This is a genomic window from Flavobacterium sp. UW10123 (assembly GCF_040538975.1).
In the GTDB taxonomy this organism is placed as follows: Bacteria; Bacteroidota; Bacteroidia; order Flavobacteriales; family Flavobacteriaceae; genus Flavobacterium.
Genome location: NZ_JBEWQE010000005.1, coordinates 183,139 through 207,609, shown reverse-complemented (window position 1 = coordinate 207,609; position 24,471 = coordinate 183,139). Strand labels below are relative to the sequence as shown.

The following is a 24,471-nucleotide window of genomic DNA, read 5'->3' as shown; positions in this document are numbered from 1 at the left end:
TGCGTCAATTCATTTGGCTAACCATGAGGGTTTTGTTCTCCTTTTTAAATTCACGTCTAATGCCTTCCAATAAATCCTGTTGACTCACGATAGTTTCGTTTTTCTGAATGGCAGCCAAAGCACAAAATCTTAAAATATTGATAATTGCGCCGCCAGCCAGTTCATAGTTTTCAGCAATATTTTCGATGTCAATATCAGGATCAAGTTGACATTTTCCTGAAAATGCTTTTTCCCACAAAAGCATTCTTTCTTCGGCGGTTGGCATCATAAAATGAATCATCGATTGAAACCTTCTCGAGAAAGCTTCATCAATGTTTTCTTTTAAATTGGATGCTAGAATAACAACTCCAGGGAAATCTTCAATTCTTTGCAGTAAATATCCCGTTTGCTGATTGGCGTGCCGATCGTTTGAAGAGGAAGCATTTGTTCTTTTTCCGAAAAGTGCATCGGCTTCATCAAAAAATAAAATCCAATCTTTGTGTTGTGCGACATCAAATATTTTAGACAGATTTTTTTCAGTTTCTCCAATATATTTTGAAACAATCATAGAAAGATCTACTCTGTATACTTCTCTGTTTGTGCTTTTTCCCAATAATGTTGCCGTAAGCGTTTTACCAGTTCCAGGAGGGCCATAAAAAAGAGTTCGATATCCGGGTTTTATTTTATTTTCAAGACCCCATTCTTTCATAAGGGTTTCACCATGATTAAGCCAAGCATTAATTTCCATGACCTGATTCATAACATGTTCTTCGAGAACCAAATCGTCCCAATTTAAATTGGTCGAAATTTGCTGCGCTGGAAACGAAACACTATGTTCCAATTTAGGCAAAGTGCCCGTTATGAAAAAGTTTAGCCAACGTTCATTAATCGAAAGAATCTGATTCAGAATTGGAACATTAGATTCGGTGCTTTCTAGAACCAAAACCTGTTCTTTGACAAGAATATTTGATGTGTTCAGAATATGGAGTAATTCAATTCTTAATTCAGGATTAACAGCCGTAACCAAAAAAGAGAGCGTTTGACCTGTTGGCAAAAAACCACTATGATTTTTATTGACAACACCTCCAAATTCAGTAAAACCGCGATCGTACATAGCATTTTTGCTAAAGAAAATATCAAGAACTTCAGGTTTAATCTGAGGCGCTAGAATCAAAGCAAGACAAAGCCTTTCGTAGAGATTTAGATTCCAATCGGCTATTTTTTTGTAATAAACGCTGTCTTCAGTATTGGCATCAGCTTCGGGAAGCGGAATATCCTGCCAACGATTTTCGTGGCCTTCTTGAAGCAGATAACTGCAAATGACCTGATCGATTACCTTTTGCAACCAATCCATTTCATTATACAAAACCATAATATTGGAATTAGTTTCCATAAGCCCCAAATAGTTTTTCTACATCGTCCAAATTAGCATCAGCCCATTTAAAGTATAACAAAGCCGTATTAGGATTTAATTCATTAGATTGCAGCATATCCAAATAAAAACCTTGTGCATTTTGCATAATCATCTGAGTATTGTAATCAGTATCATTATGAAAATTCGAATCAAAAAAAGAATCTGTCCATGCGCTTACATTGTTTTCTTTAGCTATAAAATCACTTATGAAATAAGAAAGCTTTTCATCCTGAACTATTAATTTTTTAGCTTTAAAATAAGCAGGTTTTCTTTTGGTTTCCCTGTGGTAATATTCAATATCTTTTGACTGAATTGTTTTGGTTTTAGGATGCCCAAAAATATCTATCAGACCAAAGTTTTCTGCTTCACAAGCTAGTTCCAATTCTGCATTAGCTTCGCCAGCAGTAGCCAGAGTAGTGTTTTTGGCTGTTGCACTTTCTGTCACTACGTACAATTCTCTGAAAGAATATAAGGTTTGCGTTAGTTTTATAATTAACTGCTGTTGGATTTCGTTCCAATTATTAATCTTTACAGATTCTGGTTCTTCGGCCTTAAAAATAAAACTTCCTTTATGAGAAAAAGCCAATATCTGTTTGCTGAATTCAAAATCGCCTTCAATAGAACCATGCGCAATCGATCGTCCAGAATAAGGTTTTGAAATCCCATCGCTGAAATTCCAATTAGCATCATTCAAAGCAATTGTACCGCTAATATCAGCATCGTGATGCGATATAATCCCGTTGCGATAAATGTTTCCAAGCAGAATTATTTCTCCATTTTTGATTTGAAAATAATCGCCAGGAAAAAGGCTTTTATTCAACGGTTTTGTAGGCAGAAATCCTCCGGTTTTTAGATAAAACTGTCTGTAGAAATTCTTGTTAGTATGATCCATAACCTTAAACAATTAGAATTAAAGTCCACTGAATGCAATACCCAAACAGTGGACATTTTATTTGTTTTAAGAAGCGTAAGCGGCTGCAGTTGCGGCTGCTAAGCTAGATTGAAGCGATTGAAGTTTGATTTGTGCTTTGCTTAAATTACTTGTTGCAATAACCAATTGTCTTCCTGTCTCATCATTTGCAGTATTCGCCTTTTCGTAAGCAATCTGAGCATTTTTATATGCATTGTATATTAATCCTCTAATTGAAGAATCGGAAGGTGACGGTGCTGGCAAAGTTGCGTCTAAAGATTTGTTGTTTGTTAAAGTAAAATACAACTTAGCAGCCTGTTTCGTCTCTAGAGTAATTGCTTCTTCAGATTCGAGAACTGAAGCTTCTGCAGCCAATGTAGATTTTAAAGCAACAAGCGTAAGAGCAACGGCATTGTTAGCGTCTGTACCGGCGGTGTTGATTCTGGTAATTAAATCATCAGAAATTAACGGATTAAGCGCTTTTTTGCGAATAACAAGGTTAGACAGTTTATTAATTATTTCTACAGAATAAATTAATTTGCTAATCAAATCGCTAATCCAAATGCTTACTCTTTTTGAATCCTGAGTTGCAGTTGCCGTTTTTGAGAAAGCATTCTCTGAATTAAGCGCTAAATCGTAAGCGTTTTGAACAACCTGATCTATTAAGTTTTTATTGCTTAAAGTATGAGAACGATTACTTTCTGAAACCAATAAATAACCTTGATATCTGGTTGCTTTTTCATTAAGTGAGTTTACAATGGTTTGCTGCTGCTGTACAATCGCTGTTGCATCAACTACTTGATTTTTTATAAAATCTAATTCAGCTTTTTTCTTTTCGGTAATTCCGTATCTCTGCAAATTAGGACTTGGTGATAATATAGTTTCCATATAGTTGAGGTGTTAAATGGTTGTTGATTTCGAATTTTCTTTTGTAGAATAAGGTATTGGCGTTGTGTTTTGCCAATCAGATAGACTGTTGGTGTATTTCGTTTTAGAGTTTTCACTGCCTTTGTAATAAGACAACACAACAGGAATATAACTTTTATCCTCAATCAGCGGATTTCCAAAATTATCTGTAGTTGTAGTATCAATAGGCACACTAAATTCCTGACCAGAAGTTGCTTTGTGGTGTTTAGCACTCGTAAAGTTTCCAGCTGGAATGTTTTCTGCTAAATTTAAATTGAAGTAGAAAGCATTGCTATTTTTAACGGGTTTAGGAGATTTTTCTTTAACGTCTTTCAGTTTAGCATTTAAATCTGCTAACTGGCTTTTTGCAATGCGTAGTTTTTCTTTAGCATCGGCCAAAGCACTTTTCAAACTTAAATTCTTTTGCTTATCCTGATCTGTTTCTTTATCTTTTTTAGCTCCGTCGGCTTGACTAGCAGAATTGTTTAATGTTTCTATTTCTTCGTGAAGAGATTTAATTTCTGTGTCGACAGTTTTAATTTCTTCCTCTAACTCCATTGTTTCAATTTTGTACTCAAGAGTTTCCAAATCTTCATTTGTAGCGATATCGTCAGGATAAGGCAAGAAGAAACATCTGTAATCAATTTCATTTGCTTTTAAGACTTCTTCTTTGTCTACAGTAAAAGTTATTTTAGATAAATCTTCCGAAGCCTGCTCTCTAGAATTCGCTATATTCTTAGCAGTTTTTAAGGTATAAGTCAATGCAAACGTTTCAGAAGGAGCAGATAAATATTCATCAAACGTATTGATTTCTTTTTTGTAGTTTTCTGTAAAGATGATTAAAAGAAATGCAACATAATTTTCACCAAGCACCAGAGGATCATTGTCAGAATCTCTAAGTTCTTTGTAGACTATAGATGATTTATATTTTCCTTTAGCATCTGGATTCTGAGAAGCAGGAATACTTTTGCATTGAGCTGGATTGCCTACTAATAATTCTGCAGGAGAAGCGCTAAAAAATGATTTTTTGCTGTCTTTTACCATAATGATATTATAGCTTAAAACAGGATTTGCTAATCCTTTGTTTTGTGTTCCAGGATCTCTGTCTTCTGGTGAAAAAGGACTTCTGTAAGCATCAAATGAAACGCTAAAAGCGCCTGTTGCAGGATCAAACTGTTTTGGCACTTCTACAACCAAACTTTGGTTAAATAATGCATTGTTGTAGTTATACGCTTTTTTAGACGCATCATATTCTACTTCACTACATTTTATGGCACCTTCTGCAGCTCTTGTAGCAATGCTTGCTTTAGCTTTTGTATCGTTGTCGATTGTTAACACAGCAGTTGTTGCTGTTAAATCAGCAGTTGTTACCTGCAATAAATTGTTGACAGAAGTATTTGTTAGCTTAGCGCCGTCAGCAACTGTTGAGGTTGAAACTTCAGAAATTGATGCCGTAGCTTCCATCGAAAATTGCGAAGTCTGTTCAGCGATATAAGCCGTTTTGTTTATCAGATTGTACGCCTCAAGAGCTTGTTGGTAAATTTGAGTTCCATAATCTGCAGCATTGATAATGCTATAAATACTTCCGATATCGCTAGCCAAACGCACAATAGAATTTGACGCAATCTGAATGTTAGACGCACAAACCGCCATATTGGTAACGGCTTGTGTCACATACGTTTTTTGCTGATTTGCAGATAATAGCAAGTTGTCTGCCATGTTCTTATTCTTAACAACTACATTATTTATATGTTGCTGTTCTTTGTACATTTTAGTCGTTGCATCAAGTTTTTCCTGCGCAACAATTTCAGCTCCTTCGGCATAATAAAGAGTAAACATTGAAGTACTCAATTGTGTACTCAATTGTTTTTTGGTCATCTCCTGACTTTCTAATGATGACAATACACTAGAATGCAGATTTTCATTGTAACTGTTCATAATAGTTTTTTTAGTTGATTAATTTATATTTCAAGATCGTATTCAATGGTTTTATTCTTTAACACACAGAAACATAGGTTTTACTCTCTTAAAAGGCGTTTCACTTATTTGAATGCACATAGCTTGAACTATGTGGAAGAAACTTGTTTCTTTTTGTACTCTTTTTTATGTATAAAATCTATGTTTCTGTGTGTTTAATAATTAGGTCCAATATGCTCTTAATAAGGCCAAATGACATGCAAAGGCTTATCCATCCAGTGGTATTTCATAATCGAAAAGGCAAAAGGAGATCTGTTAATCAATATATCATAAGCCCTTTTCTCTACCGTAAGTTCCCATTTGTCTTCCAGTTCTACCAGAATTCCGTCGCGAACAAGCCAGTTTCCTCTAAAACCGTCAATGGAGCAATCTCCAATTTCTGGCCAATGCGAAATCGCCGCTTGTATCAAACCGTTTATTAATTGTTTATCCTGATCAGATATTTCAATAAAATCGGGTACTGTGTCTGTCAATGGCAGGCCACACAAAACTTTGTTCAAAGGCAGATAAACTTCTTCGGTTTCCTGCATTCCCGTAATGACGTACTGTAAATATTGCACAGCTCTAACCTGATGTTCATTGCTTATAAATTTATTCTCTGATGTCAAGTTCAATCGGTCAAACAGCATTGCGATATAATCGTTCAAGAGCACAATTCCTGCGTTTCTAACTGCAACGCCTTGCTTGAGGTTAGTCTTTGGTTTTTCTTTAATTTTAATTGATTCCATTTTCGACAGTATTTCGGTTTGTTTTAAGATAGAGGTAGTTTGTTTTTCGGTTCTGAGAATTTCTTTGAAACCAAGCTGTAAGGCAGGAGGAAACTGATAAATATATTTTTCCATTTCTGCAAGGAAGTTTTTCTTAGAAACTCCTTTTTTGGTAACCACTTCCCAGATCAATTCATTCCAGATTTTATCAATAGCGATAAGCCTCCAATTGTCATTGACAACAGCTTTTAAAAGTTTTCGAAGCAAAAGACGCTGCATTTCTTTAGAAGCCAAACCTTTAATGGTTACAGCTTCCAGTACATGATTAAATTTTTCCAGAATTCTCAAATACGATTCTCTGTTTTTGTCCAATTGACTTACGGCATTGCATAGATTATGAAAGCTAATAGTACGGCAAAGCCAATCCATTTGGGCTTCGGGAATAAGTTCTTTTTTCATAACCCTAAAGAAAATCTGAGGCTCTTTTACCATAATGACATTCAGAATATCTTTGATTTCTATTGTTTTAGAAATGCTGAAAACAGATGGAATTTGACGTTCGATAATTATAGAAGAAATCCATCTGTATTTTTCTTTTTCTGATAATTGTTGAATTTCAAAAAGTAGGTCTGAATTGATGGATTCTGAAATTGTATTAGAAAAAGTATAACTTGAATTCATTTCGCTTTCAAAAAAATGTTCTAATTCTGTTACGGAGTTTGCTGATTCAATAGATTTTGTTTCGTTTTGAAGCTGCATTTTCTCTTTTAAAACAGTCTTTTTCAGATGCAATTTCAGTTCTTTCTGAAGCAGTTTCTCAAACAAGATTTCATTGCCTTTATAAGCTGAATATTTTAAAATTACGTTCCAGAAAAGCTCATTTAATTCCCAAGTAATTTTAGTTTTCGAAGTTGATTTTGAATTGCTCATGATAAGAGTTGAGGTTTTCTGAATCCAATTCTTTTTCAAAGCCATTCCATTTGTTAAGAAATAATGCAATACGTTTTCGCTTTCTTTTCGGTCTTGTTTTCGAAGCAAAACAAATCCTGAATCATTAAAATTAGCGGTCAGCAATTGCGCTAATTCCTGTTGATCTTGCTGAGATGTATTCTGAATGAGCATGGCAAGCGCAACTGTATCAATTGAATTTGCATTTTTTAATTGATTTAAAAATGTCTTTTTGATGGCAACTCCAAAAGATTTAATTCGTTTGGACTGAATCAATTTTGTGATAAACTGAAAATAATCGTTGCGTCTCGTATCAGTTACTTTTTTTGATAACTGAACGATAATAGTTTCAAGAAACAAAGAGGAATTATGTTCGGGATGAAACAGTATTTCCTGCATTCCGAGAAGTAATAAATTATCCGTCATCAATTCTTCTGGAAAATCATATTTATCCTTTTCGTTCAGGATTTCATAGACAATCTGAATGGTCTGCACCAATTTTGTTTTTTTATAATTGGCAGTTTTTACCAATAATTGCAGCATTTCACGATTAAGAACCAGCGGAAGTATTTTCTTTAAAACTTCTTTATTTCCGTATGAAAGCATTACCTCAAAAGCCATTTTAGGATGTAATAAAATGGTTCTCGTAAGTGATCTTTGCAAATCGATAAAAAAGACACTTTTGGTGCTGTTTTTCTGTAATTCCAGTTCTAATTTGGCAACAAGATTCTTAAAATGAACAGCTGGATAATTAGAATTGTTACGGTTTATTTCCTTACAGTAAATCGCATTGAGATTGGTATAAATGGTTGCCGAATTATTGTTTTTTACCGCCGCAGGAACTTTAGCATTGGTAAACAGAGCCAATAAATGCTCGTGGCTCAAATTGTTCTTTCTGCCTAATTCTTTAATGCAGAAAAGCAGAAACGCACTATTGTCAGCATTTTTATTTTTAATTAAAAAAAGCATTCCAATTTCCCACAAAGCCTTACTGTTTGTTTTGAGTTTAAAAGTTTGGCTCAGCTTATTCAAATAAATTATAGATTCCATTTGAAGAAGCGATGGAGTAGTGTCTAATCTTGAAAAAAGTACTTTTATAGAAGTTTCGTTTAAATCTTGAAGCAGAGAAGCAAACAGATTTTCTTCTTTCAAAATGGGCTGAATAAGTGCATTAAATTTTGTTTTGTTCTCAGTACTTAATGCCACAATCAATTCGTTCAAATTGTCTTTGTCTGCCTTAAATTTTCGGTTGTTTTTATCTTTAAGTAATTGTTCAAATAGATTCCAATAATTTATCTTAAAATCAGGTAAATGATTTTCAATTTTTTGTGTTTCATATTCCTGAGTTAATATTTTTAAGCAAGCAATAAAATTGTTGTTTTGAGAAGTTTTATCAGAGAGTTTTACAATCGTATTTTCAATTAAAACAATAAGTTCTGCGTAAGCAATATTGTAATGATTTGCCATTTGCAGAATACTGCTTTTCATGAAAGCGAGCTTGTTAAACAGAGTACCGCGCTCCAGCAGTAAAAAGTTAAGAATAAAGAACCACAGATTCTTTTTGAAACTTATTGTACTAGTCTGGATAATAGTTTCTTTTACCTGAATATTAACCATAATCGAGCTAAACTCAATTATCGAACTGCTATTATTAGGTTCGAGCGCCGCAATTATTTTGGTTATATTTTTTTCGTCAAACTGCCACGCAATACGTTTTCTTACTTCTTCATGCGTTATTCCTGTTTCCTTGATAATTGCAATAACCTCAGCTAGATTATTCTGAAGCAACTCTGCCATAATTTGGTTTACAGAACCTTCTTTGTTCTGATAATTCCAAGGCAGATAACCTTCTAGTAAAAAGACCTTCAGATTTTCCAGAACCGATTTTTCTTTATTGTAAACCGCAATTCCGTTTTGCTTCTGACTGTTTTGATACAGAATCAATTCCGCAATTTTCTCTCGTAATAAATTGCGTATTTTTCGACTCAGATCAAATTCAAGATCACCATAATCGCAAGAGCCAAGATCAAGTTCCAATGATTCAATTCGCCAGCTTTGTTCTTGCGGGCATAATTCATTAAAAATAGTCGCGACTTCTCTAGGCAAATTAATTTTGCTCCAGGCACTCAAGCGTTCCTGAAGTCTGTAACCTTCTTTCCTTTGGTCAAAAGTTGTGTCCCACTTTAGACTAGATACAATATGGCTATTTATTTCTTCCATTTTTCGTTTCTAAAATTGAGGTTAGACTATTGATCAAATTCACTGCCGATTGCTCAGGATCTGAAATAACGGTTTCAGGATTGTTTGCCTGTTTATGTAATAAATCCTGAGTGTTTTTGAAACGCAAACTATCATGCCAGTCGCAATAATTTGGCACTAAGGTTTCCAGTTCTTGAAGGCTTACAAACAAACATTCGCATTTTATGTTGGTTGGCAGACTAATTGCTAAAAATTGTTTTAAACGTTTTTTAAATTCAGGAGTTTGCAATTCTGGTATAAAATCTGGAAATAATAGAACTGCATTTTTCTTAAAAAGTTCGTTATTGATTGCAATTACTCCATTTCCAGAAGAAACGGTAATACGAAATGAATAATCGGATAATTTACTTTTTGTATAATCTTGAGTTATTGCAGTTTGAGAATCATCAGAAGCAAAAGCATATTTTTCCGAAGCAAATTCCAAATAACCATTCTGAAGCTGTGTGTCCAAAATGGCTTGACTTGCAGTGTTTAAAATATAATTTATATTTGCTGTTGATTGAAAGTCAATGTTTTGAATGTTTTTATGTGAATTGTTACTTTGCTTAGCAATTTCTATATTATATTTTAATTGGCTTAAAAGGATAGAAGTTTCAATAAAAATGCTTCCTTTTCTTTTTTCTTTAAGCCAATATACTTTTTGTATAGTTTTGTTGGCGTTTAATTGATCTTCAATAGAATTTTGTGAAGTTTCAAATTGAGCCGTAATAAAGTTGTTGTATATGTTTTTTAATCCGAATAGCAAATTCAGTTTCAATTCTAAACCAGAAAAATTGCTGAAATCTGTTTTGCTTAATTTTTCTTTTTTATTGAGCTGTTCTGATTTGAAAATAAAATCGGAGGTGTTTTCGCTTATATGATCAAAATGCTCATTTTTAATGCTTAAATTATTAGCAGGAACTATTTTGGAAGCCGTCAGAAAATTGCATCCTTTTATTCTGTTATACGACAATAAATCAAGGTTTTGCAGATACAGACTTTTTAAAATAATCTGATCTTTTTTCTTATTTCCTGTATAGATTGTACCATCAATTATGGCATCAATAACCTTAGGCGATTCGCCATGTCTGGCAAGGAGATGATCGAGTATTTTATTTCTTCGATCAAAATTAACATCTTCTTCTTCCATGATTTTCATCATTCCAAAGATGTAAGCATTGTATGGATCTTGCTGATAGTCTAGCCAGCTTTTTTCGTTTAGTTCCTTTTTGGTTTCGTCACCATAACTAAACCCAAAGACATTATTGTTTTTTAATAAAGGCTTGATATGAGGAACATTGTACAGCGACTGATAAAAATAGCTTGGAGAAAACATCTTGTATGGAACAGGATATTCCAGGTGTTTCTTTTCAAATTTATCTTTTAGCGCATAAAAAGTATCCTTGTCTGAAGGCGCTCCGCATACAGAATTAGTAAAAGAAAATAGTTTGGAAACATTGGCTAATTGTGAAAACTGATTGGCCAAAACCTGATCAAATAAGGTTAAATATCCTTTCAGCTGACGTGACTGTGCCACTTGTATCGGAGCAGAGTCATCTTCGATTTTATCGTCGCCAATGCCATATTGTTGCGGAAATGTATTTTGGATAGAATAATAGCTGTTAATGTCTCTAAAACTGCTTTTAGGCAGTTTGATTGCAGGTTTATTGTTTAAGCTTATGGCAGTTTCCTGATATTTGACGAGATTAATTTGCAACGGACTTATAGCATCAACCAATACTTCTTTTCCATTAGAAATTAATTGTAATTTTTTCTCACCATAAGAAGCGAGAACATCGATAGAAACTATTTGACTTATTGTAGACTGCAGCGCTTGAACAAGATTTTTGTTCTGATAAAGTTGCAATCCAGAAACCGAAACGACATCTGTTACAGATTCAATCACAGGAATTAAATCAATGGCTTTCAAGATATCTTTTTTATTTGATAAAGATTCATTTAAAATCCAGCCATTTTTTAGATAAGGACCATCATATATTTCGGCAGCATTATATCCGTCTTCTTTTAAAGCGTCATAATTTATCTGAACTATTTTCGGAAAAATATAAGTGCGGAGCTTGTCTTGCAGTTCTAATAAAACGGCATGTTCATCGGCATTTTTTTCGATTTCGATTTTTCCGCCAATCCAGCAAGTTTGGGGTTGGAGCGCAATTGGCATATTAAAAAGTTCGCCAATATTGCGGCTTTGATTTAGATAATAAAATACCGATTTGCAGATTGTATTGCGTTGAATGCTATCGGTAATATCTGGATTTATATACAGATAAACTTGATATATTCTATTAAACGGAAGAGTATTTCCATTGTAAGCTGTTATGACAGCATTATACACCTCATCGATACCATCTACAATATATTTTATGTAATCATCAATAGTATAAGGTGAAGTCGTTAGGATTTTATACGGCAGATAAAACTGATTTTCTATTTCCATTTTCCCTGTAGAGTCTGTCAAAATATCGGGAATAGAAAAATCGGTGCAATAGCCTAATTCTGTAAGCGCATAACAAACCTGATCTAGAATGGTCATTCCGGGATCACTCGGGTTAAAGTTCGTCCATTCGTTACCAATATGATTTTGGATATAATCAATAGCCTCGTCTTTCAGGAAATTAAAATCCTGATAAGGCGGAAGCTGTGTTTTTGTTATTTGATTATTTGTATCCATTTAGTTTAGAAATGAAATATTATGATTGGGCGCAGAAACCAAAAGTGTTGCGGGACCGTAAGGCATTAAGGTTTTTTTATCGCTTTTTAAATTGGTTTGCATTCCTGTAACAGGATCGATATAATAGCTTGAAAAGGATACGTTTTCTACAGAAAGAATACCTTTTATATTTTGAATAAATGTGCTCACTTTGGCATCAATAAGCGGTTTGCCAATTTCTATTTGAGAAGGGCAATTGGAAATCCATGGCGACAGATATTTCTTTAGCGCCAGATTGACCTCTTTATTAATTAAAGTCACCTGATAGTTTGGATCGACTATAATTGAGATATTAATACAAACATATTCCAGATTAAAATTGGAAACATTTAAGTTGATAAATGGCGACGAATTGGCGTTTAAATAGTGCTGTATTTGAATTTCAAGAGCATTTGTCACTAAAGGAATAAAAGCGTTTGAATCATTATCTGACGCAATTTTTTTGACCAAATACACATTGGTGCTGTTGTCGCTTTTTTTAGTTACCACTTTTGAATAATAAACTTCATCAAATTTCTCAGCAATTAGTGTGTAGTAATCTGTTAATGTGCTAGCTCTGTTTTTGGTTTTAATGCTATTGCTTACTCTTCTGTTTCGGTCGGTTTTGTCTTCTGCGGCTTTTCCTCCAAAAGAGGCAAAAGGCTGAGTGATTGTTCCTATTTCTGGAATTTTGTTTTCTGGTTTTGTGATTGTATTGGCATCAATATGTGGACTTTGTGTATCGGTCAAAAAGGTAGTTCCTGTTCTTTGCACGTTAAAACCGTTGGTTTGCATAAAAGTGGTTTTAGAAAAAGAAGCAAGGTTTCCAATAGCCGCAATAGAAATCCAGTTTTTGGTTCCAGGCATTATGGTATTATCATTGTTGCAATCTGCGGGAATTGGTATTTCTACAATTCCAGAACATCTAAATTGGCTGGTCTGATCAGACAAGGGCTGAATGTTTTTCCAACCTGAATCGCTTAAATAATAATATGAAATACTATTCTGATTGGTAAGCGCAGTCGAATTTCTGGCCAATTCAAAATAGAGATTCAACGTGCTGTTGCAGATAAGATTATCCAGTTCTATAAACAATGCTCCGTTATAATTGAAAGACGGGTAGAGCGGAAAACCTTTTACAGCACCATTCTCAGAACTTCCTACGATTTCTGTACTGAATAGATTAGTTTCGGTTTTATCTGCCGTAGCACTATCAAATACAGTGTAATTTGTAAATGGAGCATAAATAAAATACTGCAACGGATAATCGCCTGCTGTGCCATCAAGTTTGTAGGTGACACTAGCGTTATAAATAGCTGAAAAACCTTGTATTTTTGGAACAAACGGAACATTGGCTGCAGCAATAAAATCGGTTACTTCTTTGTCTTTTGCCATTGCAAGCTTATTGCCGTTTTGCAGAGCAATGCTAGCCACAACGTTTGCATACAATTCTGAACCAAAACCATATTCTGGACTAGACAAAGTCATTTTTATAAATCCAGATGAACTTTCTTCTGTAAATTTTAAAACCTCTTTCTGAATGTTTGGGTCCGGTTTCCAGATTTTAGGAATTTTTGGAGACGCAATAGTATTCAGAGTCGAATCGGGTTTGCAATACAGATAATAACTGCTAGATGCATTGAGAATAGGCTGGCTAGGATCTCCAGTTTCAAGATCAAACAGATAAAGAGGTTTAGGGATAAGATCTTTGGGAACAAATACTTTATCAACTTCACTGCTGGTAATTTTGCTCATTTTGACACTTTGCCAAGATTTGTTCTGCATAATATTAAAATCAATCATAAAACTGGCATTCGAAAATTCAGGAACAATTATTTTCTCTTCTTCTTTTGGAAAAAAAATGTGTTTGATTCCCTCTTCGATTTCCTCAATAAGCGACGGTTTTTTTGGAGGAGGATTTAAATAAAGGTTGTATTCCTTGTAATACACTGAAAAATCATTAGGTCTTTTATCCCAATCTATTTCTACAATAAAACTATTAAGCGGTTTGCTTAAGATTTCATTGTTTCCGATAATAAAATTGGCGTTTACCAACGGAATTGGTCCAAAAGGAGGAAATGGATTTTTGGTGCTTAATTCTCCAAAATCATTGTACAATTGAAATGTTTTTACCCCTGTTACTTTTAAGGCAATAGTGATAGAAGTAACTTTAGGTGGATTCTGTGGATTAGGAACGTTTTGAAACAAAACCTTCATCATTGGCCAATCGCTTTTGAGTCCGTCTGGATTAACCAAGAAAGGTTCGATTGCAGCGACAGTAGCGTCAAGATTGATAACAATGGTAACGATATTCTGTCTTGTTGCGTCGATTGCAAAATTTGATGGAACCAAATCCAATTTTAGCCAATCTTTTTGAGTACTTAGAAAATAATTGGCTTTTTGAAGAATTTGTAAATCTATCGGCGAATCAAATTCTAGTGTTAAGGTTATCTTTCTTTTTCCTTCACGCAATAATAGCATTGGCGAAGCAAACCCAATTCCAATTAAAGAAGGGTTTAGCGAAAGATCATCTGTACCAAAAGTTTCCCAGCTGATTGCTTTATTTTCTGCATCTAATTGAATTTCTGTAGGCTTAACAATGGTTTGTAAATTGTAAGACGCATTGTTTTTATCCTGGTAAGAAAGCTTGTGTACGCTTGCAATTGTAGCAGGATTGAGATTTACATTTTTCTGGTTAGCAAACAAAATTGGATTCTTCTGCGCATCGACTCCTGCATTAAACAAAGTTCCTGCTGGCAATGTATAAACCGAAGTTGGTTTTGTGAGTGTGGCGCATAAAAATGTCTGATCTGCTACAGCAGGCAGTTTGGTTTGCTTTAGAATATCTTTATAATAAAAATCAAGATGTTTTTCTGAAAGACCATTCAGTTGGTTTTGCTGGAGTTTTAGAATATTGACAAAAGAGCGCAAAAGAACGGTATCTGGAAATTGTCCTTTTTTGAGGTTTAGTTTCTTGAATTCTTTTGCCGCATGATGAATTATGGTTTCTAAAAACTGAAACAATCTATCGCCAATTTTGGTTAGAATATCTAGACTGAATGAAGTTATAGAACCTCTTTCCTGCAGAATGGGATGTTCTGTTTCAAAACCAAAAACCTGCCAGAATGGTATTTTGTCTTTATTGATGTACCAGATATTTTTGTCAAAAGAACTAAACTCTTGAAGCGGGGCAGGAACAATAAACAAACCCTCAACAGACAATCTATACAAGTATTCTCTAAACGACTGAATTGCCCAAAAATCTATGCTTAATGTTGCTTTTGCTTCTTGTAGAATATAGGTTTTAAGATCGTAGATTTCGCTATTTCGCAGCATATAATGCGTCCAGCGTTCTATAATCTTGTAAATAGCTGTAATACGGTCAAATAAAGTGTTTAAAGCATTTGAGTGCGGAACTCCGCCATTTTCTTTCTGAACTAATCGCTGAATTTCGGTACAGCTGTTTTTATAATCAGTATACAGTTTTTTGTAATTTGTTTTTGAAATGGAAGCCATTAGAAAAACCGGATCTTTTAGCAAAAACGGACTCCAGTTTCCTTCGATAGTATTGCTGTCATTATAGAAATTGATCAATTTGCTAAATTCTGTCAAAAAGTACAGCCAGTCTTGCTCGGTTCTTCCGTCTATTAAATACGGATTTGGAACGAGTGCTTCGTTCAGAGAATTTATAGCGCTATTTTGATCAACTAAAATCATTTTTTCTTATCTAGGTTTGTTCCTTCTTTTACATAAAATGGGAACACATAGTTGTGTCTTGTATTGGTTTTTGAATAGACGTAGCTAATCAATATTTCGATTTTTCCGTTTACAATATCTGTTGATGCCACTCGAACATCTTGCACCAATATTCTTGGTTCATAGCGCAATAAGGCAAACTTGATGGTTTCTATAATTTCGCCTTTAAGCGTGCTGTCAATCTTTTTAAACATAAACTGCTGTATTCCTGAACCGAATTCAGATTCCAGAGTACGCTCGCCTTTACGGGTGTTTAGAATGATATTAATAGATTCATTAATATTTGCCTCATTTGCAGATAAATTCAGCTGATGATTATCTGCAGAGAAGGAAACAGGAAACGCCCATCCTGAACCTAAAAAGGCAGTGTCATTATGTGCTATATTATCCACCGATCATGACATTAAATGCTCCCAGCATAATGGATCCTCCGTGAGCAGTTTGATCTCCCATTCTTGCGGCAGGCATACCGCATATCATAACTGTCGCAGATCCTTTTATAATTGAATCTGGTGGCCCTACACAAACCAGCATATCGCCAACTTTGGCTGCTGGTAATCCGCCTATTAAAACGGTTGGTGCACATGGTCCTACAATGGGTCCGCCCACATGCGGAATTGGCGGCAATCCCGGTGTAACCATCGGACATTGGTGAAAATCTGTAAGTCTTGCTGCTGGTGGCATAGTGTTTTTCTTTTAGTTTATAGTTTGTTGTTTTTGTTTAATGGGTTCATAGTTTCTTTTTTAATTATCATTGGAGACTAACTATCAACCAACAACTATCAACCGTCAACCAATTAATTAATCATTACCATTGCGCCTTTTAAAGTCAATTGCATTCCTCCTGAGACTTGTGCCATTTGTCCGCCTTGTGCGCTGTATTGCATATCTGCGTTTTCTTTGATGTTTAGGCCTTTTATTGCGACATCTCCGCCGCTTGATTGTATGTTGACACCTTGATTACCTTTGATGGTAACATTTTGATCGGCTGAGATGTTGATGTTTTTCTGACTTGATAAATCAATTCCACTGCTAGACATTACGATACTGTTATTGTTTTCGTCCTGAATGGTAATCTTCTTGTCTTTATCGCTTATGATGATAGTATTTTTATTAGGAGTAGCAACAGTCCATACTTTATTTTCATCATCAAATTGCACTGATATTCCCGATTTGGAAACAATAGCTTTTATTGAGTTCTTCTGATTCGGATCTAAACCTGCAAAAGGTTTTATGCTTGTACTGCTATAAACGCTTCCGAGAATTATAGGATAGCGTGGGTCTTCGTTTATAAAACCAAGAATAACTTCATCTCCAACTTCGGGCATGAAAAAAGCTCCAGCTCCGCTTGTGGAATAAAAATTGGTAAGACGCGCCCAGATTCCTTGACCTTTAGGATCCAATAACGGAACATCGACCAAAACTCGGTATTGAGAATCGGGATCTTCATACATCTGTTTTACTGTTGCGTTAAAGAGACCTTTTGCTCCCGGAACAAGACCAGAAGCGGGTGGTGCCATAACATCTGGTTCTTCGGTAAACCATAAAGGAGAAAGTCCTAGCGCTACTGCAGTAACCCAGTTTCCTTGAGACAAATCGTGTGTAACACCGCCAATTAGATAATCGCCGTTAAAGCGATCTCCAAGACCGGCGAAGGTCATATATTTTCCAGGATCAACTAAGTTTGTGCCTTGAAATTTAGCTTCACCCATTATTTTAGAATATTCACTTTTAATTATCTGCGCTTTTGACCAATTGGTTAAATCGGCAGTTTCTAATGGGGCAGAAGTCTGCAATTGATACGTAGAAAGTCCAACAACATCGGATAGTTTTTTTGTAGTTAAATTTCCAGCTCCTGAAACATTTGGTGCAGCATTGCCCGTTGAAACAGCTTGGGTTTTAAAATCCCAGCTATTAGCAGCTACGTTTCCTAGTTGTGTTACGGCATTTAGTTTAGCATTAAACTCAAGCAGCGTATCACCATAAGTTACCGTAAGCACCGATGTAGTAGTTTTATCAGGAGGAAATACAGAAATTTTTCCATTTAAAGTCGTTACGATTAATCCATTTGCTTCGGCAAGAGCCAAAAGATAATCCCAATCTGTAACATAAAATTGCACTTGTTCTGGCCAAGTTGTGCTTGTAGCAGTAACATCTGCACTTAATCCCGAATAGTTTCCTATTAGAGATGACATAATATCGCTGTCTTTTTGTTTGGAATGAGTAAGGCTTTTTCGACCCACAATCATTTTTATGGCATTATCTCGGCATTCTACTTCTAAAGCCGATCCTACAAGGCTGTCAACTCGAATGGTTTGGCTCATAATTAAACCAGTGAAAATAACCGTATTAGTATTGTCATATCCTGCTTCAATACTGACTGTTGCGCCTGGAACGAAAGTAGCCGAAGAACTGGCATCAAATTGACCTGTATTGGGTTCTCCGTCTAGAATTGTAATTTTTGCAGAAGCAATTCGGTTTACTCTTTTTTCAATATGAACAGAAAGCACACTTAGTTCATCGGCTATTGGTGAACCGTTAACTTTCACAACAAATGTTGCGATTCCGCCACTTTTTATTTCGCTTGAAGCACTCATTAATTGGAAGGGATTATAGGTGGAAAAATTAATTTATCGATTCCCTTAAGGTTTCGAAATTTGTTTAGCTTGTTATAAGCGGCAACTTTTATATAGTACGAATCGTCATTCCATACTTTTTGGCACAGTTGCGGTAAAGACATTCCTTCAGAAACGCTTACAATGTGAGTAAGATCTGGAGATTCTGGAGCATCTGTTCTAGTTACTGTTTTTGGAGAAATGTAACGGCTGAATGACAAAGATATCTTAGCTCTCAGTGGACTTCCATCTGGTTTGAATAATGTGTAAGAGATGTCAATAGAATCAAGAACTCCGTTAAACGTGATGTTTTGTCCCCATTGCACTTTTACAAAATTAGGACGATGTATTTTACCATTATAGGTATAAATAATCGTTTCTAAAGCTGTTATTTCTTTGGACATATCAATACGTTTGGCATCTATGATTCCGGTACAGTCTATTACCATTTCAAAACTCAGTTTATCGCTTGGAGTGCTTTTATATTTTTGAGAAGCAGAACTTGTTGCTGGAGCCTGCTGTTCGTTATATTCGATGCTTTTTTGTATTTTGATATTATCAGGATTAATCATGAAAGCATAAGGATTTCCGGAGAATTTATTTTGAAATTCTTCGTCTGTATATCCCGTAATTTTCATTAATTCTAAACTTGCCATTGGTTTGTTATTTTAAGTTTAATTTTTTTTTAAGCCTGTTAAGTTTGTTCGTGAAATATTTTCTCTCGCAGATCATGCAGATTTTTTTAATCACTTTTATTTGTGGTCCGAATTATTTCACGCAGATTTAAAATGGATTTGAGCAGATTTCTTGTTTTTAATCTTTTTAATCCTTTATCCCGATAGCTATCGGGAGTGGCTTTACCGTTTATAGCTATTCTCCTGATTTTTTTCTGCTATTAATCTTTTACATTCTTCCAGAAGCTGTTTTCTCAAGATGGACATTTCTCTTTCTTTGGTCAGAGCCGAATTTTTCGCATTTGTCGTTACGATTTCTGTTTTGATAATGAGTTCTCTTATTTCGATTGGCATAATGGTTTATGTAAAAAGTTTATCAAATTTGGTATCCTTAGAAATGTCAAAATAGGTGTAAGCCAGTTCAATAGATTCTATCGCAATATTGCTTTCTTGAGAGTTTAGGTCAGAAACGGAATATTTTACAGGATAGGCATTATTAAAAGTCCATTGCATGCAAACTACACCCGAGGCATTAAGCAATTTTAAGATCACGTTTTTGGGCTGTATGGGGTTTGATAATCCTTGATCAATGCAGTTGGCACACCAATTGACCAATTGAGATCCTGCGGGCACCATGGCTCTTTTAAGCACCAAGTTCTGACTGCTAGAAATGGTTGGGAGGCGATATTTAAATCTATTCTCGCCTCCGCAAACAATTTCTTCTACGCTTAGTTCTTTAGAAATTCCAGATACCTCTTTGAAAGCCGCATCTACACCCGCAAAAGAGAGTGTAAAATAAAAGCTTACAGGATAATCATTACTTACCGCCATTTTTTATGATCAGTTGTTCGTGTGCAATTTCTATGGTGTCTACTGCAACTTCGTTACCGTCAGATTTTAAATCGGTGCTGGTAATTTTGGTTGGCCAAGCGTTGTTTAAAGTCCATTGCATGGTTACACCGCCTTTTTCGTCCAACAATTTTATCAGAACAGTTCTTCTTTTAATCGTGTTCATTACAACCTGCTGATGCCAATCCCAAAAAGTGTTATCGTTTACAAAGATTCCTCTCTTCATGGTTACGTTACCGTATTTGGTAATGCCAGGCATTTTTTCTACAGAAAAAAGCGGACTGTTACTTTTGCGATATTCTATAATTTGATTTTCGACATCCATTCCTGTAACTTCCTGAAAAGCTACTTTTGTCAATTCTGTTCCAAGATCTACTTCGAATCTAAACTTTGGCATGGGCCATGTTGCGCCTTGTGCGCTTCCGTCATCTGTTGCCATATTATTTTATTTTTATATTTAAAAAAATTACTTTATTAATCAGGGCGTTTATTCTATTAACTAGAAGTTGCCATTTGCTGTTGAAATGTCAGAACGATAAATTCGGCAGGGTGAACAACAGCAACTTTTACAGTTATATTCATAAAACCATTCAAGAGGTCATCTGCAGTCATTGTCGAACCTAATCCGCAGGCAACAGAGAAAGCTTCAGAAGCACTCGCTCCCTGCAAACCTCCTTGTTTCCAGATCGAACTAAGAAAACTGCTGATCATTGAGATTACAGCTTCCCAAGTGTTTTTATCATTAGGTTGGAATACATAAGCCTGAGCTGCCAGCTTACAAGATTGCTCTAAGAAAATCATGGTTCTTCTTACTGGTATGTATCGCCAGTCTTGACTGTTTCCGTCTAATGTTCTTGATCCCCAGATTAGAATTCCTAAACCATTAAATGTTCGAATCGCATTGATCGATTTACCCGAAACAGCATCAACGTTTAAATTGGCTTGCTGACTTTCAGAAAGTGAAATCGGCAATGATGCCGCGCCTACAATAGAAGTGTTTGCAGGAGCTTCCCACGGACCAACAGCGTTATCTACAGTAGTAATAACTCCTGCCATAGCTCCACTTGGAGGAAGAATATTGGCATCGGTCAAAATATGCTTGATCATCAAAGAATACGTCTGACTTGCAATAAGCAATGCATTGTTGTTTTGCGTAACAGTCAAAGTGCTTGACGGATTCTGAATATTGGCAATAATTGTTGCAACTGCTGGATTAGGAGCACTTGGCGGATTAAGAATTGCTTCTAGCTGTTTTAAATCTCCACCAAATAAATTAGTATAGTCAATATCAGAATTTTGCATTATGGTAGTTCCTATAAAAGGATAATAGGCCATTCCGTAATTCAATCCAACAGAACCTGTACTCATTCTGAAATTTGTAATATCTTCAGTATACAAGATAGGATCAGGAGCATCACCGCCAATAATGTCAAACAAGCACATTGCAGTCTGCATTTGCGTAGCCTGAAGCAGCATGGATTGCATTAGAGTTCCGTTGTTTTCTACGCTTAACAAAGTAGCTTCTGGACAAATGTACATGGTTGGCTCTTGCTCGTTTAGTAATAGAGAAAGACCTTTTGTCAAATCATTCAACTGTACATTTGGGTTTACAACCGGAATGCCTGGAGTTCCAGGTTTTTGTGACGCGGGGCCATAAGAACCGACAGAAACGATATAAGCATCTCCACCGCCATTTTCATAAAAAAGCCTTACGCTATTGTATAAATAATAAACGGTGTTCGGATCTGGAACAATAGAATAGTATGTTCCTGCAATCAGCATGTAGTCTCCCTTTAGGGGCTGACTCTTTTCTGCTACCAGATAGTATTCAGGATTATACTGTTTGGCCGGACTTGCAGGTGCAGGTGGATCTGGCAAACAGAAAAAAGCCTGAAAATCAGCAAATGACGTGATTTTTACTGGCACATTCGTATACGATTTTCCTTCGTATACGGCCTGTGGTGTGTACCCTATAAATGCTGGTATAGCCGTAGCAACTCCAACAACAGAATTGGGAAAAGCATTTAATTCTTGAATGTAAACACCAGGAGTTTGAATGGTAGATAAATTCATTGATTTTAGTTTTTAATGTTCATTTTTAATAGTTTTTTATAAATAGATATACATTGGTGATGCGACCTCATTCTGGTCGCTATTCTCGATTATTCCTACTCTTGATACATCTGGACACGGAAGTCCTTTTATGATTACTTTGGGTTTGGTATTGTTTTGATTTGCCGACGCTGAACTGCTGATTAAATCAAATTTATATTTGGGTTTTTCGCTAAGTGTGATATAGGTTTTATTGGAAGTAAACAATAATGCCGATTCTCCTGTTTGAATGGTTACTTTTTGAGGCCCATCAAATTGTATGTTTTCTTTTTCTGTAATCGAAGGATTATTGAGATGTAGGGCATTTTTATTGATAAAATAATATTGCCATTGCGTTGCTCTTGCTGTAAAGTTTATTTCGAAAAGCGGAGCGTTATCTGTATTTTGATTTTTTAGAATATCTTCAAAATAAATTTTTAAATGCCCAAAATGAGACGATACAGGTTTATTTTCTAAAGTTTGGTTGAGTACAATCTTACCATTATTATTTAGATTTTTAGGATCCTGACTAGAGTAGGCAATAGCTCCAATCCAATTGATAGGTAATGTGGTAAAGAGAATGAAATTTGGATTGCTGCATTTGATATCAAATTCAAAATAATTTTGCTGCGTTGTCGTAGAAATATAATTTAATAAGTCTGACAAGGAAGATTTTGTATTAGAATATAAATCAAATCCGTTGGAGACAGCATTTATTTTAAATCCGAATTTCTTTAATGTTTTATCCGTTTTATGATTTGGAATAAAGTGAAGGCAATTGCATTTTCCGTTATCAAAAAAAGTATGATAGGCCGCAATACCAAAAATCTTTATGTAATTACTCTGTATCATTTGACAATGTTATTACTGGTGTTTTTTACAGACGGTATAATTTCCATAGTTTCGTGTGCTTGAACTTTTATCAGTTTCATTTTATAAATAATCGAAGGCTGATATTTTGCTGCCATCGCGGTCCATAAACTGTGCATCTGATGATAAGAAATCTTTTCGTACTCAAATTCTAACCTGCTCAATCCGTCTGGAATAGAAGAGGAGGACGAAGCATCGATATAATTGTTAATCTGAAAGAAGACAATTATGGCGTCTAGAAATTTTAAAGATTCGGTATAATCTTCAAAATTACTGCTGATTAGCAAGTCTATATTGTATCTTTCTGTTGGATTGAAATTGGAATAGTTGCCGCTTTCTAATTTCTGATTTCTGATATAAAAAGGCTGATTGGTTTCTTTTTCGATATTTATAAGAGATAAAACCACTTTGTTCTGATTTGCTTTTGGCAAAGTGCCACTTGGCTCAATGAGATAATTCAAGACAGTTTTGTCTTCGGTCAAACCAAAACGGTTTTTTAAAAACTGTCCTAATAGTTTATTTGTAAACTGAAGTGATTGATGTATCATCGTCTTTAGCCTTTAAATTAATTTAACAGAAATGCTACTGAATTAATTTGTTTTACCTTATTGTAAAAGTAGCTGAGAATTAGAATTGTACGAAGAATTTGTAATGTACTTTTCGTAGACAAAACCAAAAGATATTTTGTGCTTTTGTAGACATAACATAGACAAAATGCATATTTCGCCGACGAAATGCATTTTGTCTATTTTTTACGTATACAATAATGTGTTCTTGCCTTTCGGCTAAAGGACGAAATCACAAAAGAGACTCCGCTATTAGAATCTTCAATTTTTTATTTTGCATGCGATTTTTCCTTTGTCGAAAAGACAAATGCTGAGGTTGGTTTGCAGATTTTTTTGTGAGGATAAACTTTTGTCTATTCTTTAGGAAACGGTTCTTAAGTAAGAAATGATATCGTCTTCTTTTTTTAGCGTTAGTTTCTTTTTAAGACGATATTTATGGGTGCGAACACTTTCCTGATTAATGCCAAGAAGATTGGTAATGTCGTTGTTGCTCATATTCATTTTAATGTAGCAGCAGTATTTTAAATCTCTAGAGCTTAAAGAAGGATGTTTTTTGGCAAGAGCCAGAAGAAAATTTGGATTGGATTGTTCAAAATAGATTTTGAAATCATCCCAAAGTTTATTGTCGTTTGCAACAGTTTTGATCGAATTTACGATTGACATCAATTCAATTCTTGTTACATCGTCAACATTAGGATAGAGATAAGAAATACGTTCTTTTATCTTTAAGAGAACTTCAACTTTTTGATCCAGTTCCATTACATAATGGCTTAATTTATCGGGATCATTTTTTTGAAGTGCTGCTTCTGTAAATGATGCGGCGGGTTTGCATTGAGGCTCTTTTTTTAGAAGAAAGATAGAACGTATTCTATAAATTAAAAAATCGGTATTTTTAATTTGATTATAAGGATAGGTAAAGACTATGTTTTGCTTTGTCCAGCATAAGGATTCGCATTCATAATTTTGAGTCAGATATAAAATTGGGATATCCCTTTTATCAGAACCGAAATTGGCATCATTTAACACAAGCTGGTTTTGTTTGAAACCTAAAATTACTAAATCAGGATTCAGGGAGTTTATAGTATTCTTCAAATCTACTCCTCTCGAAACAGATACTGTAGAAAATGCATAATCAGATACTATAGATATTGCATTTAATATCATAGTCAGTATTGTGATATCCTCACATCCAATTACTATAGATTTTTTTTCGAGCATTTTTGGGGTGCTATTTGTTGCTTCTTTGAATACGGCATTATTTCTA

General features: G+C 34.9%; 18 protein-coding genes. All 18 read right to left on the bottom strand.

What is annotated here, in order from left to right:
- Positions 1–4: 4 nt before the first annotated feature.
- The 18 genes from ABXT06_RS07920 to ABXT06_RS07835 all read right to left on the bottom strand — a co-directional run bounded on the left by ABXT06_RS07920 (position 5) and on the right by ABXT06_RS07835 (position 24,425).
- Positions 5–1,372, bottom strand: coding sequence for an ATP-binding protein (locus tag ABXT06_RS07920; protein WP_354590261.1), 1,368 nt, complete (start codon positions 1,370–1,372; stop codon positions 5–7).
- Complete coding sequence (locus ABXT06_RS07915; protein WP_354590260.1) at positions 1,362–2,285, bottom strand: hypothetical protein; 924 nt, start codon at positions 2,283–2,285, stop codon at positions 1,362–1,364. The genes ABXT06_RS07920 and ABXT06_RS07915 overlap by 11 nt, the downstream gene beginning before the upstream one ends.
- 66 nt (positions 2,286–2,351) lie before the next feature.
- Complete coding sequence (locus tag ABXT06_RS07910; protein WP_354590259.1) at positions 2,352–3,191, bottom strand: hypothetical protein; 840 nt, start codon at positions 3,189–3,191, stop codon at positions 2,352–2,354.
- 12 nt (positions 3,192–3,203) lie between these two features.
- On the bottom strand, positions 3,204–5,147 hold the full coding sequence (locus ABXT06_RS07905) for a hypothetical protein (RefSeq protein WP_354590258.1): 1,944 nt from the start codon (positions 5,145–5,147) through the stop codon (positions 3,204–3,206).
- A 218-nt stretch (positions 5,148–5,365) separates the two neighbouring features.
- On the bottom strand, positions 5,366–9,061 hold the full coding sequence (locus ABXT06_RS07900) for a contractile injection system tape measure protein (RefSeq protein WP_354590257.1): 3,696 nt from the start codon (positions 9,059–9,061) through the stop codon (positions 5,366–5,368).
- Complete coding sequence (locus ABXT06_RS07895) at positions 9,045–11,768, bottom strand: baseplate wedge protein (protein WP_354590256.1); 2,724 nt, start codon at positions 11,766–11,768, stop codon at positions 9,045–9,047. The genes ABXT06_RS07900 and ABXT06_RS07895 overlap by 17 nt, the downstream gene beginning before the upstream one ends.
- Positions 11,769–15,503 (bottom strand): baseplate J/gp47 family protein, encoded by a 3,735-nt coding sequence (locus ABXT06_RS07890; protein ID WP_354590255.1) that lies wholly within the window; start codon positions 15,501–15,503, stop codon positions 11,769–11,771. It abuts the gene before it with no gap.
- A complete protein-coding gene (locus tag ABXT06_RS07885) occupies positions 15,500–15,934 on the bottom strand; it encodes a GPW/gp25 family protein (protein WP_354590254.1) in 435 nt (144 codons plus the stop codon). The genes ABXT06_RS07890 and ABXT06_RS07885 overlap by 4 nt, the downstream gene beginning before the upstream one ends.
- Positions 15,927–16,226, bottom strand: coding sequence for a PAAR domain-containing protein (locus ABXT06_RS07880; RefSeq protein ID WP_354590253.1), 300 nt, complete (start codon positions 16,224–16,226; stop codon positions 15,927–15,929). The genes ABXT06_RS07885 and ABXT06_RS07880 overlap by 8 nt, the downstream gene beginning before the upstream one ends.
- A gap of 113 nt (positions 16,227–16,339) precedes the next feature.
- Entirely contained in the window at positions 16,340–18,139 is a 1,800-nt protein-coding gene (gene vgrG, locus ABXT06_RS07875) for a type VI secretion system tip protein VgrG (RefSeq protein WP_354590252.1), read from the bottom strand.
- A complete protein-coding gene (locus ABXT06_RS07870) occupies positions 18,139–18,813 on the bottom strand; it encodes a CIS tube protein (protein ID WP_354590251.1) in 675 nt (224 codons plus the stop codon). Before ABXT06_RS07870 ends, vgrG begins: the two co-directional genes overlap by 1 nt.
- 201 nt (positions 18,814–19,014) lie before the next feature.
- Entirely contained in the window at positions 19,015–19,185 is a 171-nt protein-coding gene (locus ABXT06_RS07865; RefSeq protein ID WP_354590250.1) for a DUF5908 family protein, read from the bottom strand.
- 6 nt (positions 19,186–19,191) lie between these two features.
- Positions 19,192–19,662, bottom strand: a complete 471-nt coding sequence (locus ABXT06_RS07860) for a phage tail protein (RefSeq protein WP_354590249.1) — start codon at positions 19,660–19,662, stop codon at positions 19,192–19,194.
- Positions 19,649–20,119: a phage tail protein gene (locus ABXT06_RS07855; protein WP_095930122.1), complete on the bottom strand. Its 471-nt coding sequence runs from the start codon at positions 20,117–20,119 to the stop codon at positions 19,649–19,651. The genes ABXT06_RS07860 and ABXT06_RS07855 overlap by 14 nt, the downstream gene beginning before the upstream one ends.
- 56 nt (positions 20,120–20,175) lie before the next feature.
- Positions 20,176–21,753, bottom strand: coding sequence for a phage tail sheath family protein (locus ABXT06_RS07850; protein ID WP_354590248.1), 1,578 nt, complete (start codon positions 21,751–21,753; stop codon positions 20,176–20,178).
- 36 nt (positions 21,754–21,789) lie between these two features.
- Positions 21,790–22,623, bottom strand: coding sequence for a hypothetical protein (locus ABXT06_RS07845; RefSeq protein WP_354590247.1), 834 nt, complete (start codon positions 22,621–22,623; stop codon positions 21,790–21,792).
- Positions 22,620–23,189, bottom strand: a complete 570-nt coding sequence (locus tag ABXT06_RS07840) for a Pvc16 family protein (RefSeq protein WP_354590246.1) — start codon at positions 23,187–23,189, stop codon at positions 22,620–22,622. Before ABXT06_RS07840 ends, ABXT06_RS07845 begins: the two co-directional genes overlap by 4 nt.
- Positions 23,190–23,567: 378 nt before the next feature.
- Entirely contained in the window at positions 23,568–24,425 is an 858-nt protein-coding gene (locus tag ABXT06_RS07835) for a helix-turn-helix transcriptional regulator (protein ID WP_354590245.1), read from the bottom strand.
- Positions 24,426–24,471 lie beyond the last annotated feature (46 nt).